Source organism: Pinirhizobacter sp., from assembly GCF_036499745.1.
Lineage (GTDB): Bacteria > Pseudomonadota > Gammaproteobacteria > Xanthomonadales > Rhodanobacteraceae > Pinirhizobacter.
Genome location: NZ_DASYDG010000033.1, coordinates 17,415 through 34,448 on the forward strand (window position 1 = coordinate 17,415; position 17,034 = coordinate 34,448).

A 17,034-nucleotide genomic window follows, 5' to 3' on the forward strand; every position below is an offset into this window, starting at 1 on the left:
ATCAGTCAAGACGTTTTACCGGAGCCGGGACCGAACCGCTGCGTTACTTTTCGGTCAAGTTGCCGCCCACAGTGCTCCAGGGCCTTCTTCAGTTCCTTGCCCACCATGCGCGTGGAAATGCCGAAATGGCGCGCGATATCGGCTTGCGGGGTTTCCTCCACACGCGCTGCCACCAGGATCGCGCGCTGGCGCGGCGTGAGTTCCATCAAGGCGGCCTCGAGCTGGCCGATTTCCTGGCGCGAGCGGAATACCCAGGCGGGATCGAGGCAGTCGTCGGCAATATGCAAAAGCTCGTCGATCTCACCGCCGGTCAGCAGCCTGCTGTTGGCCTTGCGCTGGTCGGCGGCGACGTTCAGCGCCATGCGGAACAGGTATCCCACGGGGTTGTGGACCACCCGATCGGAAGGACCCATGCCTTCCACGCGCAGGAAAGTCTCTTGCATCACGTCATTGACCAATTCGTCGGGGAGGCGGCGCCGGCGCAGCCGTCCGGCGAACGACTGGTAGTGCTCCATGAAAAGATTGAGCATCGTCGGCTGCATGTCAGGCGGGCTCCCTGGCACTCACGCCGGTGCAGGGATCGGCCTTGCCCGGTGTGCGCGGCCGCAGCAGCAGGGTCACCGGCTGCGGCATCGCCGCCGGTGGCGGGGACAGGTGCACACTCCGCACGGCAGAGGCGATGGCGCGGTCGGAACCGTCATTACCGGTCGTGTCCAGGAGGTTCACTTTATCGACGGTGCCGGTGCCCGTGATCCACAGCTGCATCGCCAGGCGGAACGTACCCGGACGGGTCGTCGCCGAAGCACACAGGGCCGCAGTGACCTGCGCCTGCAGTTCGCGCGCGTAGTTTTCCTCGACGAAGGAAGGCGTGTCGTCGTGGGCGTCTTCGGATGTTGAGCCGGCGAAGCTGAGGTTGGTCTCGGCACCGGGTCGTGTGTCGGGGATCACAGTAAACCCGCCATGGGCCGCGTACTGTGCGCGCAGGCCGGTGCCGGCCAGGAGTTCTCGCAAGGCATCGGCGGGATCGAACAGCCCCCGCACACCCGGCGACTGACGACCCTGGGTCAATGAGTCGTCGATCAGCACGGCAAGGCCGGTGGCCTCGCTATAGGCACGAAGGGCCGTCACGAGCGGTTGCGCCGGTATGTCGAACCGAACTTCGTCATCGGTCACGTGGCTCGCTGCTGGCGCCACGGGGAGCTGCGTTCGCTCGGAGCCCAGGCATGGGAAGCTAAGGCAGGCCAGGACGCCGATCCACGCGACAGTGCCACGCGTCACGGCCATCCCCGTCCACCCGAAAGGTCTTTGGTCTCTACCAACGGCTAACTTAGGTGCCATGCATAACAGTACGGCATCACTTTGATGACAATTTTCATGACAGACGCGTGTCAGCCGCCGGGCCGCGGAACCAGAAGAGCCGGCGGCGATGGTGCCGCGGGCCTTGCCGGGTGGACGGATTTGCCAAGGTTGTCACCCATGCGCTGGCCAAGGGCCGATTGGTTGAACTGGCCCACACGGCGGTTGGACGACTCTTTCTCCACCGCACCTGCTACCGCCAATGTCGATGTGCTCCCTGCGGCGGGAAGCATTTGCCGGGACAGACAGGCATAGGACAGCACCGCCCGGCCATTCACCTGGACATCCACGCAGGTGTCGGCGCCGTCCGCGCCCGATGGTTGGCGCTGTGCGCGCACGGGTGCGACCAGGCAGGGCTGCACGATGAGCGCGACGAGCATGACTTTTCTGAGGTCGAACATGGTTTCGCTTCCGGTGCGGGTGTCGCTATGGTGGATTCTGCACCCATTAGGACATGAGGAACTTCACATCGGGATGTTGCATGGCGAAAAACTTGGCGAGCGGCCAACATCCGTCCCAAAGGCTTGCATCGCACAAAGCGCCTTGGCGCTTCGATCAACGTCAACGGCACCGAGATCGGCCCGATGGTGACACCCGACGGCCGTGGGTTCGTATTCTCGCGCGATGCTGCCGGCGATGCCTCGGGTGAATGGTTCCTGGCGAAGTTCGATGCTTCGGCGAAGTGGCCCGGTAGCTGCGGGAAAACCGAGGTCGAATAAGCGACAGGCACGTCACGACGGGCTCTTCATATCACATGGTATTTTCATACCCATGTGAACCGAAGGAGAGTTGTGCATGGCCAGCGCAGGCAATTTCTCTGCACGCCGCAGGAACTTCATCTCACTTTCCATCCTGGCTGCACTGGCGGCGCCGCTGGCGCGAGCGAATGGGTTTATCCCAGGCACGGCCCCTGCCCGCGACCTCGCCCGCGATCCCATGCGCCCCACCTTCCACTTCCTGCCGAAGGCCGGCTGGATCAACGACCCGAACGGGCCGATTTTCCATAACGGCATGTACCACCTGTTTTACCAGTACAACGCGGCGCTGAAGATCACCGGCGGCATGTCATGGGGCCACGCGACGAGCCGCGACATGGTGCATTGGCGGCATGAGGCACTGGCCATGGCGCCGGTGCCAGACAGCCCGGATTCGTTCGGCGTGTGGACCGGATCGTGCCTGGCGGTGGACAAGCGCGTATATGCGGTCTACACCGGCGTTGCCAAATCCGATGTCGCGCATGCCTCCGTGCATGGCGACCAGGAACTGCACGAAACACAGATGATCTCCTGGTCGGACGACGCCGGCCTTGATCACTGGAAACGTCCCGCACGAACCATCGTGGCCGATCCGCCGCCGGGCATGAAGGTGACCGGCTTCCGCGATCCATCGCTGTGGCGTCAGGGCGGGTACTTTTACATGACTGTCGGTAGCGGCGAGGCCCATAAGGGTGGCTGCGTACTGCTTTATCGCTCGCGCGACCTGGCGACGTTCGAGTACCAGCACCGCCTGGTGGGCGCAGACTGGAATGGCGCCCCGGCCGACGATGGTGGCGACATGTGGGAGTGCCCGGAATTCTTTCCCCTGGGAGACGGCCACGTGCTGATCTACTCCACTGAAGGCCGTGCCCACTGGTTGTCGGGCAAGCTCGATACCGACACGATGGTGTTCCATCCTGCCAAACAAGGGGTGCTCGACACCGGCGCCTTCTACGCACCCAAGACCCAACTCGATGCGCAGGGCGAACGTATCCTTTGGGGCTGGGTGCAGGAAACCCGTTCATCAGACGCCTTTGAAGCTGCGGGCTGGGCCGGCATGATCAGCCTGCCGCGGCGGTTGCGCCTGGACACCGATGGTCGTTTGCGGATGGATATTCCCGCGGTAACCAAACAGCTGCGGGCAGGATCTTTGGCAGGCAAGCGCTCTGGCGAGCACGCCGTATTCATCCTTCCCGGATCGAACGGCGAAGTGGTGTGCGCGGGCGTGAAGGATGCGCCGTTCGAAGTGATCGTGACGGCGGCCAGCGAAGAACTGCTGCGTATTGCCTTTGCGCCGGACGAGCACGAATTCTCCGCAGCGTCGCGCCGCATCCCCTTGTCCGTCGGCGATGAGCCCAGCGTTCACCTCTTCGTCGACGGCTCGGTGATCGAAGCTGTCATCGGCAAGCGGGAGGGCTATACCACGCGCTTCTATATCAAGAATGCTCCAGACATCACCGTGGAAGTTCGTGGCGAGGGCGTTCGGGCGCAGGCGTGGTCGGTCAGCGCGACGCCTACTTAACGCACGTCGTTCTCCTACGGAAGAGCACCTTCAAGCGCCATTACATGTTTTCAGTTATAGGCCTATCGTCGTCCACCATGCCGACGAAACAGGCGGGAAAGGCACATGCTCGAACCTGACAATCAAGCCGAACTGGCAACGTCACAAGCCGGCGTATTCGTACGGCAACTCAGGCACCCAAACCACCAGCCACGTATCGGATGTGTCGCAAACTCCGCCACATCTATTGAACAAGCGACCACTGAAGACGATGATGCCACCATGTCCATCGAACTCCTCAAAGATATCTCTACGCGAGTCCTCTCACTAGAGAGCGACTCACGCAGGAACACGTGCGATATTGCAACCATCAAAACCACCATTGCGCACATGCCCACCAAACTCTGGATCGCGGCGTGGGGCTTGACGGTGCTGGGAGCTCTTACGCTGGCGCAGTGGCGCGTTATCACCGTACTGTTGCAGGGGCTGGGGGCGCAGCTTGCTTCGGACGTCGCGCGCGCCATCACGCAGTAGAGCTCCCGCCCGGCTCGCTCAACGCTGCCTGGTCAGCTTCGCCCAGAATGGAAGCACCGTCATCCTTGCAGGCGTCTTGTCCCAGGCGTCTATCTCGCCGTCGATGCGGTCGCCGCGCAACTTCAGGCTAAGGCTCAGTTTCGTCAACTTCGCACGCTCGGCATCGGGTGCGCCTGTCCCCCCCGTGGTGTCACCGGATATCCAGCCGTCCACGATGCCCAGGTCGGTGATGGGTGCAGGCAACTGCCCTTCGATGGCAAACGTGCTTTTGCCCTGCTTGTCGATCACGAGCGTCGCATTCACGCGATGACCTTGCGCCTGCACCGTCCCGCGCCACGTTCCCTGATATTCAGCGGTAAGCGGCGCGGGTGCAGCCACTGGTTGCTTCGGTATACCTTGCCATGAAGGGGCAACGGCCCGGATCAACCGGTCACGCACGCTTGTGATGAATTCCCCGTCGGAATGGCGGTTATTCAAAACAATGCAGGCAACATCGAAGCCGGGCACCAGCACGAATTCGGCATTCACCCCGGTCTGCCCGCCACCGTGGTACAGCACGTCCGTCTTGCCGTCCGTCTGGTGCACCTGCCATCCCATGCCATAGAAGAAACCTGGCGCCACATCCGAATGCGGCGCGTGGAGCTGATCGATCTGTGCATCGGTAAGGATCGCCTTCTGGCCAGCCAGGTGATCCTTCAGGTGGAACATCGCAAAGCGCGCCAGGTCGTGCGCACTGGCCACCACCTCGCCCGATCCTGGCGTGGCGGTAAGGTAAAACGGTAGCGGTTTGCCGTCGTCCGTGTAGCGCACAGCCATCGACGAGCGACGTGAAACATCGGTGCCGAAGAAGGTGTCGTGCAGGCCAAGCGGAGCCAGCACGGCTTTTTGCAGGTACCGCCCGTATTCCATGCCCGATTGACGGGCGACGATGCCGGCCAGCGCCGCCATGCCGACATTGGAGTAAGCGTAGTGCTCGCCGGGTTGGGCCATGGTATGGCCATAGTCTTCCAGCATCTGGTCCACCGACGGCTGGTGGTCGTCGGTGCCGTCAAGGTACATGGCAAACAACGAGGCCAGGCCCGCGGAGTGCGTTGCCATCTGCATCACGGTCACGCCGTTGGCAGGGCCGTTCTCGTCGACGATCTTGGCTTTGCCGAGGTATTCGTTGCCTGGGTGGTCGAGCTTGATCTTCCCTGCCGCCACCAGCGTCATCAGCGCCGTGGTGGTGAATGGTTTGGTGGTGGAGGCAATGGAGAACGGCGTGTGCGCCGTGACCTTCCTTCCCGCCTGCTGGTCGGCCCATCCGAAGCCCTGCTCCCAGATGATCCTGCCATGGCTCGTCAGTGCCAGCGACACACCCGTAAGCCGGCCTGCGGCCATTTCCTTGTTGATATCGTTTTCGATGGAGGTTCGCACCGAGGCCGGTATCGATCCGGGGGCTTGCACCGCGGCCGCCGGCCGCGGAACGCTCGCCAGCACCAACGACACCACAGCCATGCCTTGCAGGAACCTTTTCATGCACCTTTCCCTCGTCGATAACGGGGGAGAGTCTGCCGGGGAGCGCCATCGCCAGCTTGTGCCACCGGTCATTTAAACCTTTTCGGAAAGCGCCATTCGATCAAGCCCGGTTAAAAGATTTTCTCCAGCACCGCCACCAACTCACCGTGCACCAGCCGCTCGGTGATCGCCTCGACCGGGTATGTCTTGGTGAAGCTCTCGCAGCCTTGTCGGGGCCCGTGGTGGAACGGTCCAGTTTCATTCGGGCCACGGCTTTGTCGTGCTTGCGACGGCTGGCGAATACGGCCTTCACGGCTTCTTCAATCTGGATATCCATGATGTCCGTACGCCTTGCATCCAACGGGGTGAGGATCGACCCGAACACATCATTCCACCGCCATTCCTGCCGAAACAACAATGATCTACGCGTGAGGGTGTAGTGTGCACAAGCTCGCTGATAAAACCCAGCGCTCACGGGGCAGACCGTGGGCGCGCTGGGGCCGCGCGCAAGGCGGCTACTAGAATGAACGTATGGACTTGCATCATTGCCGGCAAGCGGAAGAAATCCCGCTCCATGTCGGTGCTGGTGGCCATGGCCTTCGCCGAGGCATTCACGCGCCTGGCGACGGTGCAAACCGCAAGCCTTGCCGGCATGCGCCGCCCATACCCGCTGCATTGAGACGCCCGGTTTCCACCGACCGCCTGTTGGCCCGGTTACGTCGCATGCAACGTCGCCGGAGGGTGGCGCGGCAACCGGTAGCAGCTTCAGAACCTATCCTGCGAGCCGAGCTTTTCAGTGCGCGCGAGATGGATGCGCACGGCGAGGTATTGGCCTCGCAGCATGTGTTGGGGACCCGCCGCGCACCGGAGCGGTTGCTCGCTCGCCTGGCCGACAACGAGGCGACGCTGATCCAGTCGTGCGAGCGCCTGACGTCGGTCAATCGCCTGGGCTGGGCCATCACGCCCGCAGCCGAATGGTTGCTCGACAACCTGTACCTGATCGAGGAACAGATCCGCATCGCCCGGCAGGACCTGCCGCGAGGCTATAGCCGTGCACTGCCCCAACTGCGCGGCGGCGCATCGGCAGGCTTGCCGCGGGTCTACGACATCGCCCTTGAAACCATCTCCCACGGGGACGGGCGCGTGGATGCCGCGAACCTGGAGCGGTTCATCCAGGCCTATCAGCAAGTGACCCCGTTGCAGCTGGGCGAGCTGTGGGCGGTGCCGATCATGTTGCGCCTGGCGCTGATTGAAAACCTGCGCCGAGTGGCCGCCAGGGTGATGGCCGACCGTCGCGGTCGCGCCCTGGCCGCCCATTGGGCCGACGCCATGATGGTGCTGGCACGGGACGATCCAAAGAACGTGGTGCTGGTCGTGGCCGACATGGCACGAACGGACCCGGAAATGTCCAGCCCGTTCGTGGCTGAGCTCGCACGGCGGTTGCAGGGCCAGGGGCCTGCGCTTGCGCTGCCACTGAACTGGATCGAGCAGCGCCTGGCGGAGTCCGGGCAAAGCATCGAGCACCTGGTGCAGCTCGAATCGCAGCTGCAGGCCTCCAACCAGGTCACCATCGCCAACAGCATCGGTAGTCTGCGCCTCCTGGCCACGATCGACTGGAGGGAATTCGTCGAGCGCGCAAGCCTGGTGGAAGCGGAACTGCGGCGCGATCCCGCGGGCGTCTACCCCCTGATGGATTTCGCCACCCGCGACCACTACCGCCACGTCGTGGAGCGGCTGGCGCGCGGCGGCCACGGCAGCGAGCGGGAGATCGCCCACGCCGCAGTCGCGTTGTGCGAGCAATCAGGGGAGCCGCCCGGCAGCGTACGGCGCCACGTCGGCTTCTTCCTGGTCGACAAGGGGCGCGCGAAGCTGGAAGCATCGCTATCCCTGCGCGCCAGCGTCGCTGATCGCGCGCGTCGCGCTTTCGACCGGGCGCCGGTCGCAATATTCCTTGCCTTGATACTGACGCTCACCGCCGCCCTTGCCGAGCCTACGATCATGTTGGCCGGCACGGGTTTTCCGGCCACGTGGATATGGGCCCTGGCGAGCGTTGCGGCCGTCTTGGTGGCAAGCCAGCTTGCGCTAAGCCTCGGGAACCTGCTGGCCACATTGGCGGTATCGCCTCATGCGTTGCCACGTATGGACTATGCCTTCGGCATTCCCGGGACAGCCCGCACGATGGTGGTGATCCCGAGCCTGGTGGCCGGCGCCCGGGACCTGGAAGCCCTGGTAGACGCGCTGGAAGTTCGCTTCCTGGCCAATCGCGACGACCATTTACACTTTGCCCTGCTTACCGACTTCACCGATGCCAGCACGCAGACGCTGCCCGGGGACACCGCCTTGCTGAATCTGGCGCGCCTGCGTATTGAAGCCCTGAACGAACGCTACCTCACCACCACCGTCGATCGTTTCTTCCTGTTCCATCGCGGACGTACATGGAGCGCCACCAGCCAGTGCTGGATGGGGCACGAGCGCAAGCGCGGCAAGCTCGCCGATCTGAACCGGCTGCTGCGTGGCGGCCCCACGGACGCTTTCGTGCTGATTGCAGGCGACCTGGCCGCACTTCCCCCCGTGCGTTATGTGATCACCCTGGACACCGACACGCAGCTCCCGCGCGAATCGGCGCATGTGCTGGTGGGCACCATGGACCATCTGCTGAACCGGCCCGCGTTCGATGCACATCACCGCCGCGTGGTAGTGGGACATGGCATCCTGCAGCCAAGGGTCGGCATCAGCCTGCCCAACATTGCCCGCTCGCGCTATGCCCGCCTGCATGGAAGCGATGCCGGCATCGATCCCTATACGCGCAACGTATCGGACGTCTACCAGGATCTCTTCGACGAAGGATCCTTCATCGGCAAGGGCATCTACGACGTCGACGTATTCGAGGCTTCGCTGGCCGGTCGTCTGCCGCCTGAGCGCATCCTTAGCCACGACCTCATCGAAGGCTGCTTTGCCCGCGCGGGCCTGGTCAGCGATGTCGAGCTGTACGAGGAATATCCAGCCCGCTACGTGGACGATGCCCGGCGCCGCCACCGCTGGATACGCGGCGATTGGCAATTGCTCCCATGGCTGTTGCCCTGGGCGCCTATCGCATCGCGCGGCTGGCGAGTGAATCCACTGTCGGTACTGTCCCGCTGGAAGATCCTGGACAACTTGCGTCGAAGCCTGGTGCCGCCGGCGTTGTTGGCGATGTTGCTGGTGGGCTGGCTGGCGCTGGTGCCCTTCGGGGAGTGGACAGCTGTCGCCATGGCCATGCTGCTGTTGCCATCGGCGTTGTCGTCGCTGCTCGACCTCGTACAGAAACAGGCAGGCGTGGGCATGCGCCAGCACCTGCATGCCGCCCTGGGAAATATCGGCCAGCACGGCATGCGTGCCATCTTGACGTTGGCGATGTTGCCGCACGAGGCGGCCTATAGCCTCGATGCCATTGGGCGCACCCTCTGGCGCATGACTGTATCGAAGAAGGCTTTGCTCGAATGGCAGCCATCCGAAGATGTCGCCAGGCGCAGTAACCAGGAGGCCTGGGCGCTGTGGCGCCAGATGGCGGCGGGGCCGGTGGTGGCGGTGGCGACGTTCGCGCTTGTCATGCTCCAGCGTCCTCTCGCCCTGGTGGTGGCCGCGCCCTTCCTGGCCGCATGGTTCGTCTCGCCCGCGCTGGCCCGATGGATCAGCCTGCCGCAGCGGCCACCTTCGGTAGCGCCCACGGTTGAGCAACATGCCTACCTGCGGGTCGTGGCGCGCAAGACGTGGGCCTTCTTCGACCAGCACGTGGGACCGGAAGACCACTGGCTGCCGCCGGACAACGTGCAGCTTGACCCGGCTCCCACGGTGGCCCACCGCACCTCGCCCACCAACATGGGCCTTGCCTTGCTGGCCAACCTGGCGGCTCGGGACTTCGGCTACCTGGATGTTTCCCGCCTGCTGGACCGCACCAGCCAGGGCCTGGCCACGATGGCCCTGCTCGAGCGGCATCGCGGGCATTTCTACAACTGGTACGACACGCTCTCGTTGCAGCCCTTGCGGCCGCTGTACGTATCGTCCGTGGATAGCGGCAACCTTGCCGGCCACCTCCTTGCCTTGCGCATGGGGCTGCTCGAACTCCTCGACCGGCCCATTTTCGACGGCACGTGCCTGGACGGGCTACGGGACACGCTGCTGTTGCTCAAGGGTTCGGTGGAAGGCAACACGCCAGATATCGACTACCTGCTGCACGGCCTGGCGACGGCCCTGCCCGTTACCAGCAGTCATGTGCTGGACCTGCTGAAGGCACAACACGACGGGGCCGCGGCATTGGTGGTGACCCATGCGAGCGACGGGGAGGCTGCGTTCTGGTCGAAACAATTTCTCGAGCAGTGCGCCGGCCTGCTTGCCGATGCGCGCTGGCTGCACCTGGATCCCATGCTGGGCGATGCACATAGCTTCGTCGGCATACCTACCTTGCGTGAGCTCTCGCGTGCCGAGCCATTGGGCTGGCCCGCCAAGACCGATGCGGAGCTCGTTCGAAACCGGGCGCACGATCGCATTGCCTGGATCGAGCAATTGGCAGCGCAGGCCGACGATATGGCGGTGATGGACTTCCAGTTCCTCTACGAGGGAACGCGGCGACTGTTGTCGATCGGCTACGACGTGGAACAGCGGCGCCTGGATGCCAGTTACTACGACCTGCTTGCCTCCGAAGCCAGGCTCGCCAGTTACGTAGCCATCGCCCAGGGCCAGTTGCCACAGGAACACTGGTTCTCGATGGGCCGCCTCCTGACCACCACGGGCGGTTCACCCGTGCTGCTGTCGTGGACGGGCTCGATGTTCGAGTACCTGATGCCGATGCTAGTGATGCCGAGCTTCGAAGGCACGCTGCTGGACCAGACCTGCCGCGCCGCGGTGGAGCGCCAGGTCCAGTACGGCGGCCAACTGGGACGTCCGTGGGGCGTTTCCGAATCCGGATACAACGCGCTGGACGTGCACCTGACCTACCAGTACCGCGCCTTTGGCGTGCCTGGGCTAGGCCTGAAACGCGGGCTGGCCGAAGACATCGTGATGGCGCCCTACGCCTGCCTGCTGGCAGCGATGGTAAGGCCCGCACAGGCTGCCACCAATCTGCAACGCCTGGCCGGCATGGGCATGGAAGCCAGGCTCGGTTTCTACGAGGCCATCGATTTCACGCCGTCGCGGCTCCCGGTAGACCAAGACGCGGCCATGGTGAAGTCGTACATGGTTCACCACCAGGGCATGTCGCTTCTGGCGCTGGCGCATACGCTGCTGGGCAAACCCATGCAGCGGCGTTTTATGGCCGATCCGCAACTGCGTGCCACCTCGTTGCTGCTGCAGGAACGCGTGCCACGCACGGCCGCCGAATACCTTCATGTCACCGGCTTCCCGGAACCGGAAGGCACCACGTCCGTCGTGGAGCCACGCCTTCGTCTGTTCACCGATCCCGACCGCGCCCGCCCGGCCGTGCAGCTGCTCTCCAATGGGCACTACCACGTAATGGTAAGCAGCGCCGGCGGCGGCTATAGCCGGTACCGCGACCTGGCCGTCACCCGTTGGCGCGAGGACATCACCCGCGACCATTGGGGCATGCATGGTTATGTGCGCGACGTGGCCACCGGTGATACGTGGTCGACCGCGCACCAACCCACGCTAGCCAAGGTCGACCGCTTCGAAGCTATCTTCTCCGAATCGCGCGCGGAATTCCGCGTGCGCCGCAACGAGGTGGATACCCACACCCAGATCGTCGTATCCCCCGAGGACGACATCGAGCTGCGCCGCGTGCGCGTGACCAACCTTGGCCGCACCCAGCGCACCATCGAGCTGACCAGTTACGGCGAAGTCGTACTGGCACCGCCGATGGCGGACCTGCTGCACCCGGCCTTCAGCAAGCTGTTCGTGCAGACCGAAGTGGTGCATGACTTGCAGGCCATCCTGTGCACGCGCAGGCCACGCTCGCACGACGAAGCGACCCCGTGGATGTGCCACTTGCTGGCTGTGCACGATGCGCACGTACAGGAAGTGTCCTACGAAACCGACCGGGCCCGTTTTCTCGGACGCGGGCGCGATGCATCACGGCCACGCGCGCTCGATGGCGACGTCTCCACGCTGTCCGGATGCGCTGGATCCGTGCTCGACCCGATCGTCGCCATCCGTTGCCGGATCGTGCTGGAGCCAGAACAGTCGGCCACGTTGGATTTTGTCACCGGCATCGCCGACACCCGCGAAGGTTGTATCGGCCTGATCGGGAAGTACCGCGACCGGCACCTGGCCGACCGTGTGTTCGACCTGGCCTGGACCCATGCCCAGGTGTTGCTGCGCCAGCTCAATGCCACGCTGGCGCAGGCGCAGCTGTACGAGCACATGGCAACTTCGATCATCTATCCCAACGCCACGCTTCGCGCCGATCCGGCGATCATCGCCAGCAACCGGCGCGGACAGTCAGGGTTATGGGGACAGGCTATCTCGGGCGACCTGCCGATCGTGCTGCTGCAGATCGCCGACCCGTTGCGGATCGACCTGGCGCGGCAACTGGTGCAGGCCCATGCCTACTGGCGCCTGAAGGGACTGGCCGTGGACCTGGTGATATGGAACGAGGATCGTGCCGGCTATCGGCAGGAATTGCAGGACCAGATCATGGGCCTGATCACCTCCGGCAGTGAGGCGAGCCTGCTTGATCGTCCCGGCGGCATCTTCGTGCGCGGTACGCAACAGCTCTCGCCGGAGGATCGCCAGGTCACCATGGCCAGCGCGCGCATCATCGTCAGCGATGCGCGCGGCAGCCTGGCCGAGCAAATCGACCGCCACCTGGCCGGCTCGCGCGCGCCCGGCGATTCCGCTCCACATCCGGCGCGCCTGCCACGGGTGACGGCTCCGGGCCTTGAACCCATTGAGCCGCCTGCCACGCTGGATCTTCAGCAGCCCAATCCCTTTGGCGGGTTCGGCGCCGACGGCCGGGAATACGTGGTGGTGCTCGATGAAGGCGAGCCGACACCGGCACCGTGGTGCAACGTCATTGCCAACGATCAGTTCGGTACCGTGGTTTCAGAAAGCGGCAGTGCCTATACCTGGGCCGAAAATGCCCATGAGCTGCGCCTCACCCCCTGGGGAAACGACCCGGTGGAAGACCTGTGCGGCGAAGCGATGTACCTGCGCGATGACGAGACCGACCATGTATGGTCGCCAGCGCCGATGCCCCGCCGGGGCGAGGGACGCTACATCACCCGCCATGGCGCGGGCTACAGCGTGTTCGAGCACGTCGAACGAGACATCCGCAGCGAGATGTGGACCTACGTCGCTACCGACGCAGCGATAAAATTCCTCGTGCTGAAGCTGCACAACCAGTCCACCCGGGCGCGCCGGCTGTCGGCCACGGGCTACGTGGAATGGGTGCTTGGCGATGTGCGCGAGAAAACCGCCATGCAAGTGGTTACGTCCACCGACCCGGCCAGCGGCGCAATCTTCGCCCGCAATGCCTACAACACGGAATTCCCCGGTCGCGTGGCCTTCTTCGATGTAGAAGATCCCAAGCGACGGATCGGCGGCGACCGTGCCGAGTTCCTGGGACGCAACGGCAGCATGGCGGCACCGGCAGCCCTCGGCCGGGCGCAATGGTCGTCGCGAGTGGGGGCAGGCCTGGATCCGTGCGCCGCGATCCAACTCGACATCGTCCTGGAACCGGGCGAGAAACGCGAGGTGGTGTTTCGCATGGGGCTGGGCTCCGACGAGGCCGCCGCTTCCGCACTGGTCCATCGCTTCCGCCGCAATGGCACGGCCGCCGACGAACTGCAGCGGGTGCACGCGCAGTGGGATGTGTTGCTGGGTGCGGTGCAGGTGCGAACACCCGAGGCCGGGGTAGACCTGCTTGCCAACCGCTGGCTGATGTACCAGGCCATCGCCTGCCGCTTGTGGGCGCGCAGCGGCTATTACCAGTCGGGCGGCGCCATGGGCTACCGCGATCAGCTGCAGGACGCCATGGCCATGCTGCATGCGGCGCCATCGCTGCTACGCGCGCAGCTGCTTCTATGCGCAGCCCATCAATTCCCCGAAGGCGACGTGCAACATTGGTGGCATCCACCACTAAACCGCGGCGTGCGCACGCAATGTTCGGATGACTTCCTATGGCTTGCGCTGGCCACCGCACGCTACGTGCTGGCCACCGGCGACCTGGCGGTGCTGGATGAGCCGGTGGGTTATATCGAAGGACGCGCGCTGTCGCCGGGCGAGGAGTCCTATTACGACTTGCCGCAACCCTCGATGCTGCGCGAGCCACTCTACCGGCATTGCGTGCGCGCCATCGAGCGCGGCCTGGCGCGCGGCGTGCACGGGCTGCCATTGATAGGCAGCGGCGACTGGAATGACGGCATGAACCGCGTGGGTGAGAAGGGCCGCGGCGAAAGCGTGTGGCTGGGATTCTTTACCGGCTTCGTCATGAAGGAATTTGCCAAGGTCGCGCGCCGCCGCGCCGACGATGCCTTTGCCGATGCATGTGCGACGCACGTGGCGAACCTGCGCGAAGCCGTCGAGCGCGAGGCGTGGGACGGGGCCTGGTACCGCCGCGCCTGGTTCGACGATGGCACGCCGCTGGGTTCGGCGGCCAACCAGGAGTGCCGCATCGATTCCATCGCGCAAAGCTGGTCGGTACTGTCCGGCATGGGCCCGGACGGACGCCGGCGGCAGGCCATGGCATCGCTTGATGAGCACCTGGTACGCGCCGATGCTGGCCTGATACAGCTGCTGGATCCTCCCTTCGACCGTACCTCCATGGACCCTGGCTATATTCGCGGGTACGTTCCTGGCGTGCGAGAAAACGGCGGCCAGTACACCCATGCGGCGATCTGGGCGGTGATGGCTTTCGCCGAGCTGGGCAACGCCGAGCGGGCCTGGGAACTGCTACGGATGATCCAGCCTGGCAGCCATGTCGGTGACGCGGCAAGCACCGATGTCTACAAGGTGGAACCCTACGTGGTGACGGCCGATATCTATGCCGTGCCACCCCATGTCGGGCGCGGCGGCTGGAGCTGGTACACCGGTTCCGCTGGCTGGATGTATCGCCTGGTGTTGGAATCGCTGCTGGGCGTGCACTTGGTGGATGGAGCGCTGGAATTTCACCCGGTGGTACCGGCATCCTGGGAGGGTTTCCAGGTTACCTATCGCCACCACGAGGCCACTTATCAGGTGACCCTGCGCAAGGCGGCGCCGGGTGAAGCGTCCAGCGTGATGCGCGACGGGCAGGAGCTGCCGGGCGGACGCGTCGTGTTTGGTGATCCGGCCGGCATCTATCCGGTGGAGGTGGTCTACGCGGGGCAGGCCAGCGCGCAGTCGTAGCATCTCATGGACACGGCGACAACACGCCAGCGCGCAACCTTCGCTTGCACCCTGCGTAAATCGCGCCATCCCAGGCCGTACGAAATGAACAAGCCCCCCATTGCGCCACCTAGCGGAAAGCCAACCTCGCGTCGGGAATGCACCGAGGCGTACAACGTCGCGGCCGCGCACAATCCCCATGTGGCGCCAGACAAGTCAGTGGTGATCAAGCACGACCCAGCCACCAGGTCCAAGAAGCTCCCGGCCAGGCACTAGCACCCGTCAGGCGTCGAACGGTGGAGCGATAACGATCAAGTCCGTGTCGCCTATGTCCAGGCCGGCCTGGGCAAGCAGGGTAGTGACCTGCCCGCGGTGGTGTGTCTGGTGGTTGAAGCAGTGCGCCACCAGCGGGAAGAATTCGTAGGTAAATGTGCCGCCTGCACGCGAGGTATAGGCAATCGGAAGATCGAGGTTCTCCTCGTGGAGATTCTCCGTCCAGGCCGGGATCATCGCGTCGAGCATCTGGCGGCGTTGCCACAACAAGCGGATGTCAGCGTAGGGCCAGCCTTCGTCGAGGCCCGGTACACGGTAGTCCAGCATCGGCTCGAGCGCGGGGAGGCCATCCGGATGAGTGGCGAAGCGCTTCAGCCAGATGGAATCGGCCATGGTTATGTGGTTGAGAGTGGCCAGGATCGAGCCGAAGAATGCCCCACGGTCTGCGGAGAGTTCCTCGTCGGGAAGCTTCATCGCCGTGGCATACAGGCGCTCGTTCATCCACGCGTTATAGCGGGCGAGGAGGCGCAGATGGTCGACACGCTGCTTCACGGCACACATCCCAGGCTCAGGTTCAAGCCCCAAGTGTAGCCACGTCAACCTGGCTTATTGGGGGATCCTGCGGATCTTCGCCGTGCTGTAGCCCATCGCACCAACCCTGGCGATCAGTGCGTCGTAGTCGCCTTGCGAGGGATAGGGCGTGCGCGACATCACCCATACGTAATCGCGGGCGTCGCGCGCCACGATCATCTGGCTGTAGTCGTCGGCCAGGTAGGCCACCTTGTACTGCGCCTTCATGAGCCAGAACAGTTTGACCGCCCAGACGGCGTTGCCCGTGCCCGGCTGTACGGTGGCGGGAGCACTGACGCTTTTCTCCGGGCCGTCCGGCGCGCCGTTGCGAAAGTTCAGCGAGGTGGTCACCTGGTTATCCCCTTGCAGGGAATAGGTCTGCACCGCCTTGTAGGCGTTCTTCTCGAAGCGGGTGGGAATGGCCGCCACGACGTACCAGCGGCCCATGAATCGCGGGAGATCCACGTGCAGCACTGGCTTTATCGGCTCTTCGGCGAAGGACAGTGCTGGGACGGCGGCCATCGCCAGCGTCATGACCAGGAAAATGGAGATGCCCCGGATCATGCATTGATTCCTTCAGTGGCGTCTTTTTTCCCAGGGTGGGCGAGCATGGCCAGGAGCGGCGTGGCTACTGCCCAGCCCACGGCGAGTACGGCCGTCGCGCGCCAGGCGGGCGAAGAAAACGCCACCACGTGCCAGCCCCGCGAGGCGCCCAGGTAAGCCAACGGGCCACCGATGGCGCCGAATACCGCCGCCAGCCACGGACGTGATTGCAGGTAGACCAGCGCCCCGGTGAATGTGAGCGAGAAGCTGGCCCACAGGACCAGGATCCACAGCGGCGGGAAGGGCATGCCCGGCCACGGCGCGGCGTAGATGGCTAGTCCGGCGTGGATGAGGGTGCCGTCCACCAGGCAACCCATGACGACGGCGCAGAGCATCAGCAACACACTGCACCCGGGGCGGGGAGCGAAAGCCAGTTGGCAGCCGGCAAAGATTACCCACCCCAGCACGCCCGGCCACGACAGGCCATGGGCGGCGCCGATCACGGCGGCGAACCAGACGGCCTGGTAGCCAAGGAAGCTGGTCCAGAAATTCACGCGTGGTGCCTTCTAACGGAAAGGGATGCTTGTTGAAGATACGAAGGACAGCAAGGCGCGGATGCAACCTCCGTCGCAGCTCCGACGATCTATCACGTCCGATCGACGACCAACGGCACATGCCGTGGCGCGTCCAAGGTCGAACAATGGGGCCGTA

The 17,034-nt window shown here is 64.3% G+C and carries 12 protein-coding genes; 5 read left to right on the forward strand and 7 right to left on the reverse strand.

Translation table 11 applies throughout. From position 1 onward, the window contains the following. Positions 1–5: 5 nt before the first annotated feature. The 3 genes from VGM61_RS12805 to VGM61_RS12815 form a co-directional block, all read right to left on the reverse strand. A complete protein-coding gene (locus tag VGM61_RS12805) occupies positions 6–542 on the reverse strand; it encodes an RNA polymerase sigma factor (protein ID WP_331523217.1) in 537 nt (178 codons plus the stop codon). 1 nt (position 543) lies between these two features. Beyond that, complete coding sequence (locus VGM61_RS12810; protein ID WP_331523218.1) at positions 544–1,173, reverse strand: secretin and TonB N-terminal domain-containing protein; 630 nt, start codon at positions 1,171–1,173, stop codon at positions 544–546. 215 nt (positions 1,174–1,388) lie between these two features. After that, positions 1,389–1,757 (reverse strand): hypothetical protein, encoded by a 369-nt coding sequence (locus tag VGM61_RS12815; RefSeq protein WP_331523219.1) that lies wholly within the window; start codon positions 1,755–1,757, stop codon positions 1,389–1,391. 123 nt (positions 1,758–1,880) lie between these two features. Between VGM61_RS12815 and VGM61_RS12820 the strand changes: the two genes are divergently transcribed. The 3 genes from VGM61_RS12820 (at position 1,881) to VGM61_RS12830 (ending at position 4,146) form a co-directional block, all read left to right on the forward strand. Continuing rightward, positions 1,881–2,075, forward strand: a complete 195-nt coding sequence (locus tag VGM61_RS12820) for a hypothetical protein (protein WP_331523220.1) — start codon at positions 1,881–1,883, stop codon at positions 2,073–2,075. Positions 2,076–2,151: 76 nt separating this feature from the next. Beyond that, on the forward strand, positions 2,152–3,633 hold the full coding sequence (locus tag VGM61_RS12825; RefSeq protein ID WP_331523221.1) for a glycoside hydrolase family 32 protein: 1,482 nt from the start codon (positions 2,152–2,154) through the stop codon (positions 3,631–3,633). A gap of 105 nt (positions 3,634–3,738) precedes the next feature. Continuing rightward, the gene (locus VGM61_RS12830; protein ID WP_331523222.1) at positions 3,739–4,146 is read left to right on the forward strand and encodes a hypothetical protein; all 408 of its coding nucleotides are present in this window, start codon (positions 3,739–3,741) and stop codon (positions 4,144–4,146) included. An 18-nt stretch (positions 4,147–4,164) separates the two neighbouring features. Here VGM61_RS12830 and VGM61_RS12835 read toward each other — a convergent pair whose 3' ends face one another. After that, on the reverse strand, positions 4,165–5,664 hold the full coding sequence (locus tag VGM61_RS12835; RefSeq protein WP_331523223.1) for a serine hydrolase domain-containing protein: 1,500 nt from the start codon (positions 5,662–5,664) through the stop codon (positions 4,165–4,167). Positions 5,665–6,166: 502 nt separating this feature from the next. Here VGM61_RS12835 and VGM61_RS12840 point away from each other — a divergent pair. Further along, positions 6,167–6,322, forward strand: a complete 156-nt coding sequence (locus VGM61_RS12840; RefSeq protein ID WP_331523224.1) for a hypothetical protein — start codon at positions 6,167–6,169, stop codon at positions 6,320–6,322. A gap of 44 nt (positions 6,323–6,366) precedes the next feature. Continuing rightward, positions 6,367–14,958 carry a GH36-type glycosyl hydrolase domain-containing protein gene (locus VGM61_RS12845; protein WP_331523225.1) on the forward strand — a complete coding sequence of 2,864 codons (8,592 nt, stop codon included), beginning with the start codon at positions 6,367–6,369 and terminating at the stop codon, positions 14,956–14,958. Positions 14,959–15,219: 261 nt separating this feature from the next. Here the strand turns inward: VGM61_RS12845 and VGM61_RS12850 are convergent, their stop codons facing one another. From VGM61_RS12850 to VGM61_RS12860, 3 genes are read right to left on the reverse strand one after another with little or no spacing between them, the layout of a single operon-like run. Then, a complete protein-coding gene (locus tag VGM61_RS12850; protein ID WP_331523226.1) occupies positions 15,220–15,762 on the reverse strand; it encodes a DinB family protein in 543 nt (180 codons plus the stop codon). Between the two features lie 54 nt (positions 15,763–15,816). Beyond that, on the reverse strand, positions 15,817–16,344 hold the full coding sequence (locus tag VGM61_RS12855) for a lipocalin family protein (RefSeq protein WP_331523227.1): 528 nt from the start codon (positions 16,342–16,344) through the stop codon (positions 15,817–15,819). Continuing rightward, complete coding sequence (locus VGM61_RS12860; RefSeq protein ID WP_331523228.1) at positions 16,341–16,877, reverse strand: DUF2878 domain-containing protein; 537 nt, start codon at positions 16,875–16,877, stop codon at positions 16,341–16,343. The genes VGM61_RS12855 and VGM61_RS12860 overlap by 4 nt, the downstream gene beginning before the upstream one ends. Positions 16,878–17,034 lie beyond the last annotated feature (157 nt).

Excerpts from the sequence above, each read along its gene's own strand:
- VGM61_RS12805 (WP_331523217.1), bottom strand. The coding sequence starts at position 542 with ATGCAGCCGACGATGCTCAATCTTTTCATGGAGCACTACCAGTCGTTC.
- VGM61_RS12815 (WP_331523219.1), bottom strand. The coding sequence starts at position 1,757 with ATGTTCGACCTCAGAAAAGTCATGCTCGTCGCGCTCATCGTGCAGCCC.
- VGM61_RS12825 (WP_331523221.1), top strand. The coding sequence starts at position 2,152 with ATGGCCAGCGCAGGCAATTTCTCTGCACGCCGCAGGAACTTCATCTCA.
- VGM61_RS12830 (WP_331523222.1), top strand. The coding sequence starts at position 3,739 with ATGCTCGAACCTGACAATCAAGCCGAACTGGCAACGTCACAAGCCGGC.
- VGM61_RS12835 (WP_331523223.1), bottom strand. The coding sequence starts at position 5,664 with ATGAAAAGGTTCCTGCAAGGCATGGCTGTGGTGTCGTTGGTGCTGGCG.
- VGM61_RS12840 (WP_331523224.1), top strand. The coding sequence starts at position 6,167 with ATGAACGTATGGACTTGCATCATTGCCGGCAAGCGGAAGAAATCCCGC.
- VGM61_RS12845 (WP_331523225.1), top strand. The coding sequence starts at position 6,367 with ATGCAACGTCGCCGGAGGGTGGCGCGGCAACCGGTAGCAGCTTCAGAA.
- VGM61_RS12855 (WP_331523227.1), bottom strand. The coding sequence starts at position 16,344 with ATGATCCGGGGCATCTCCATTTTCCTGGTCATGACGCTGGCGATGGCC.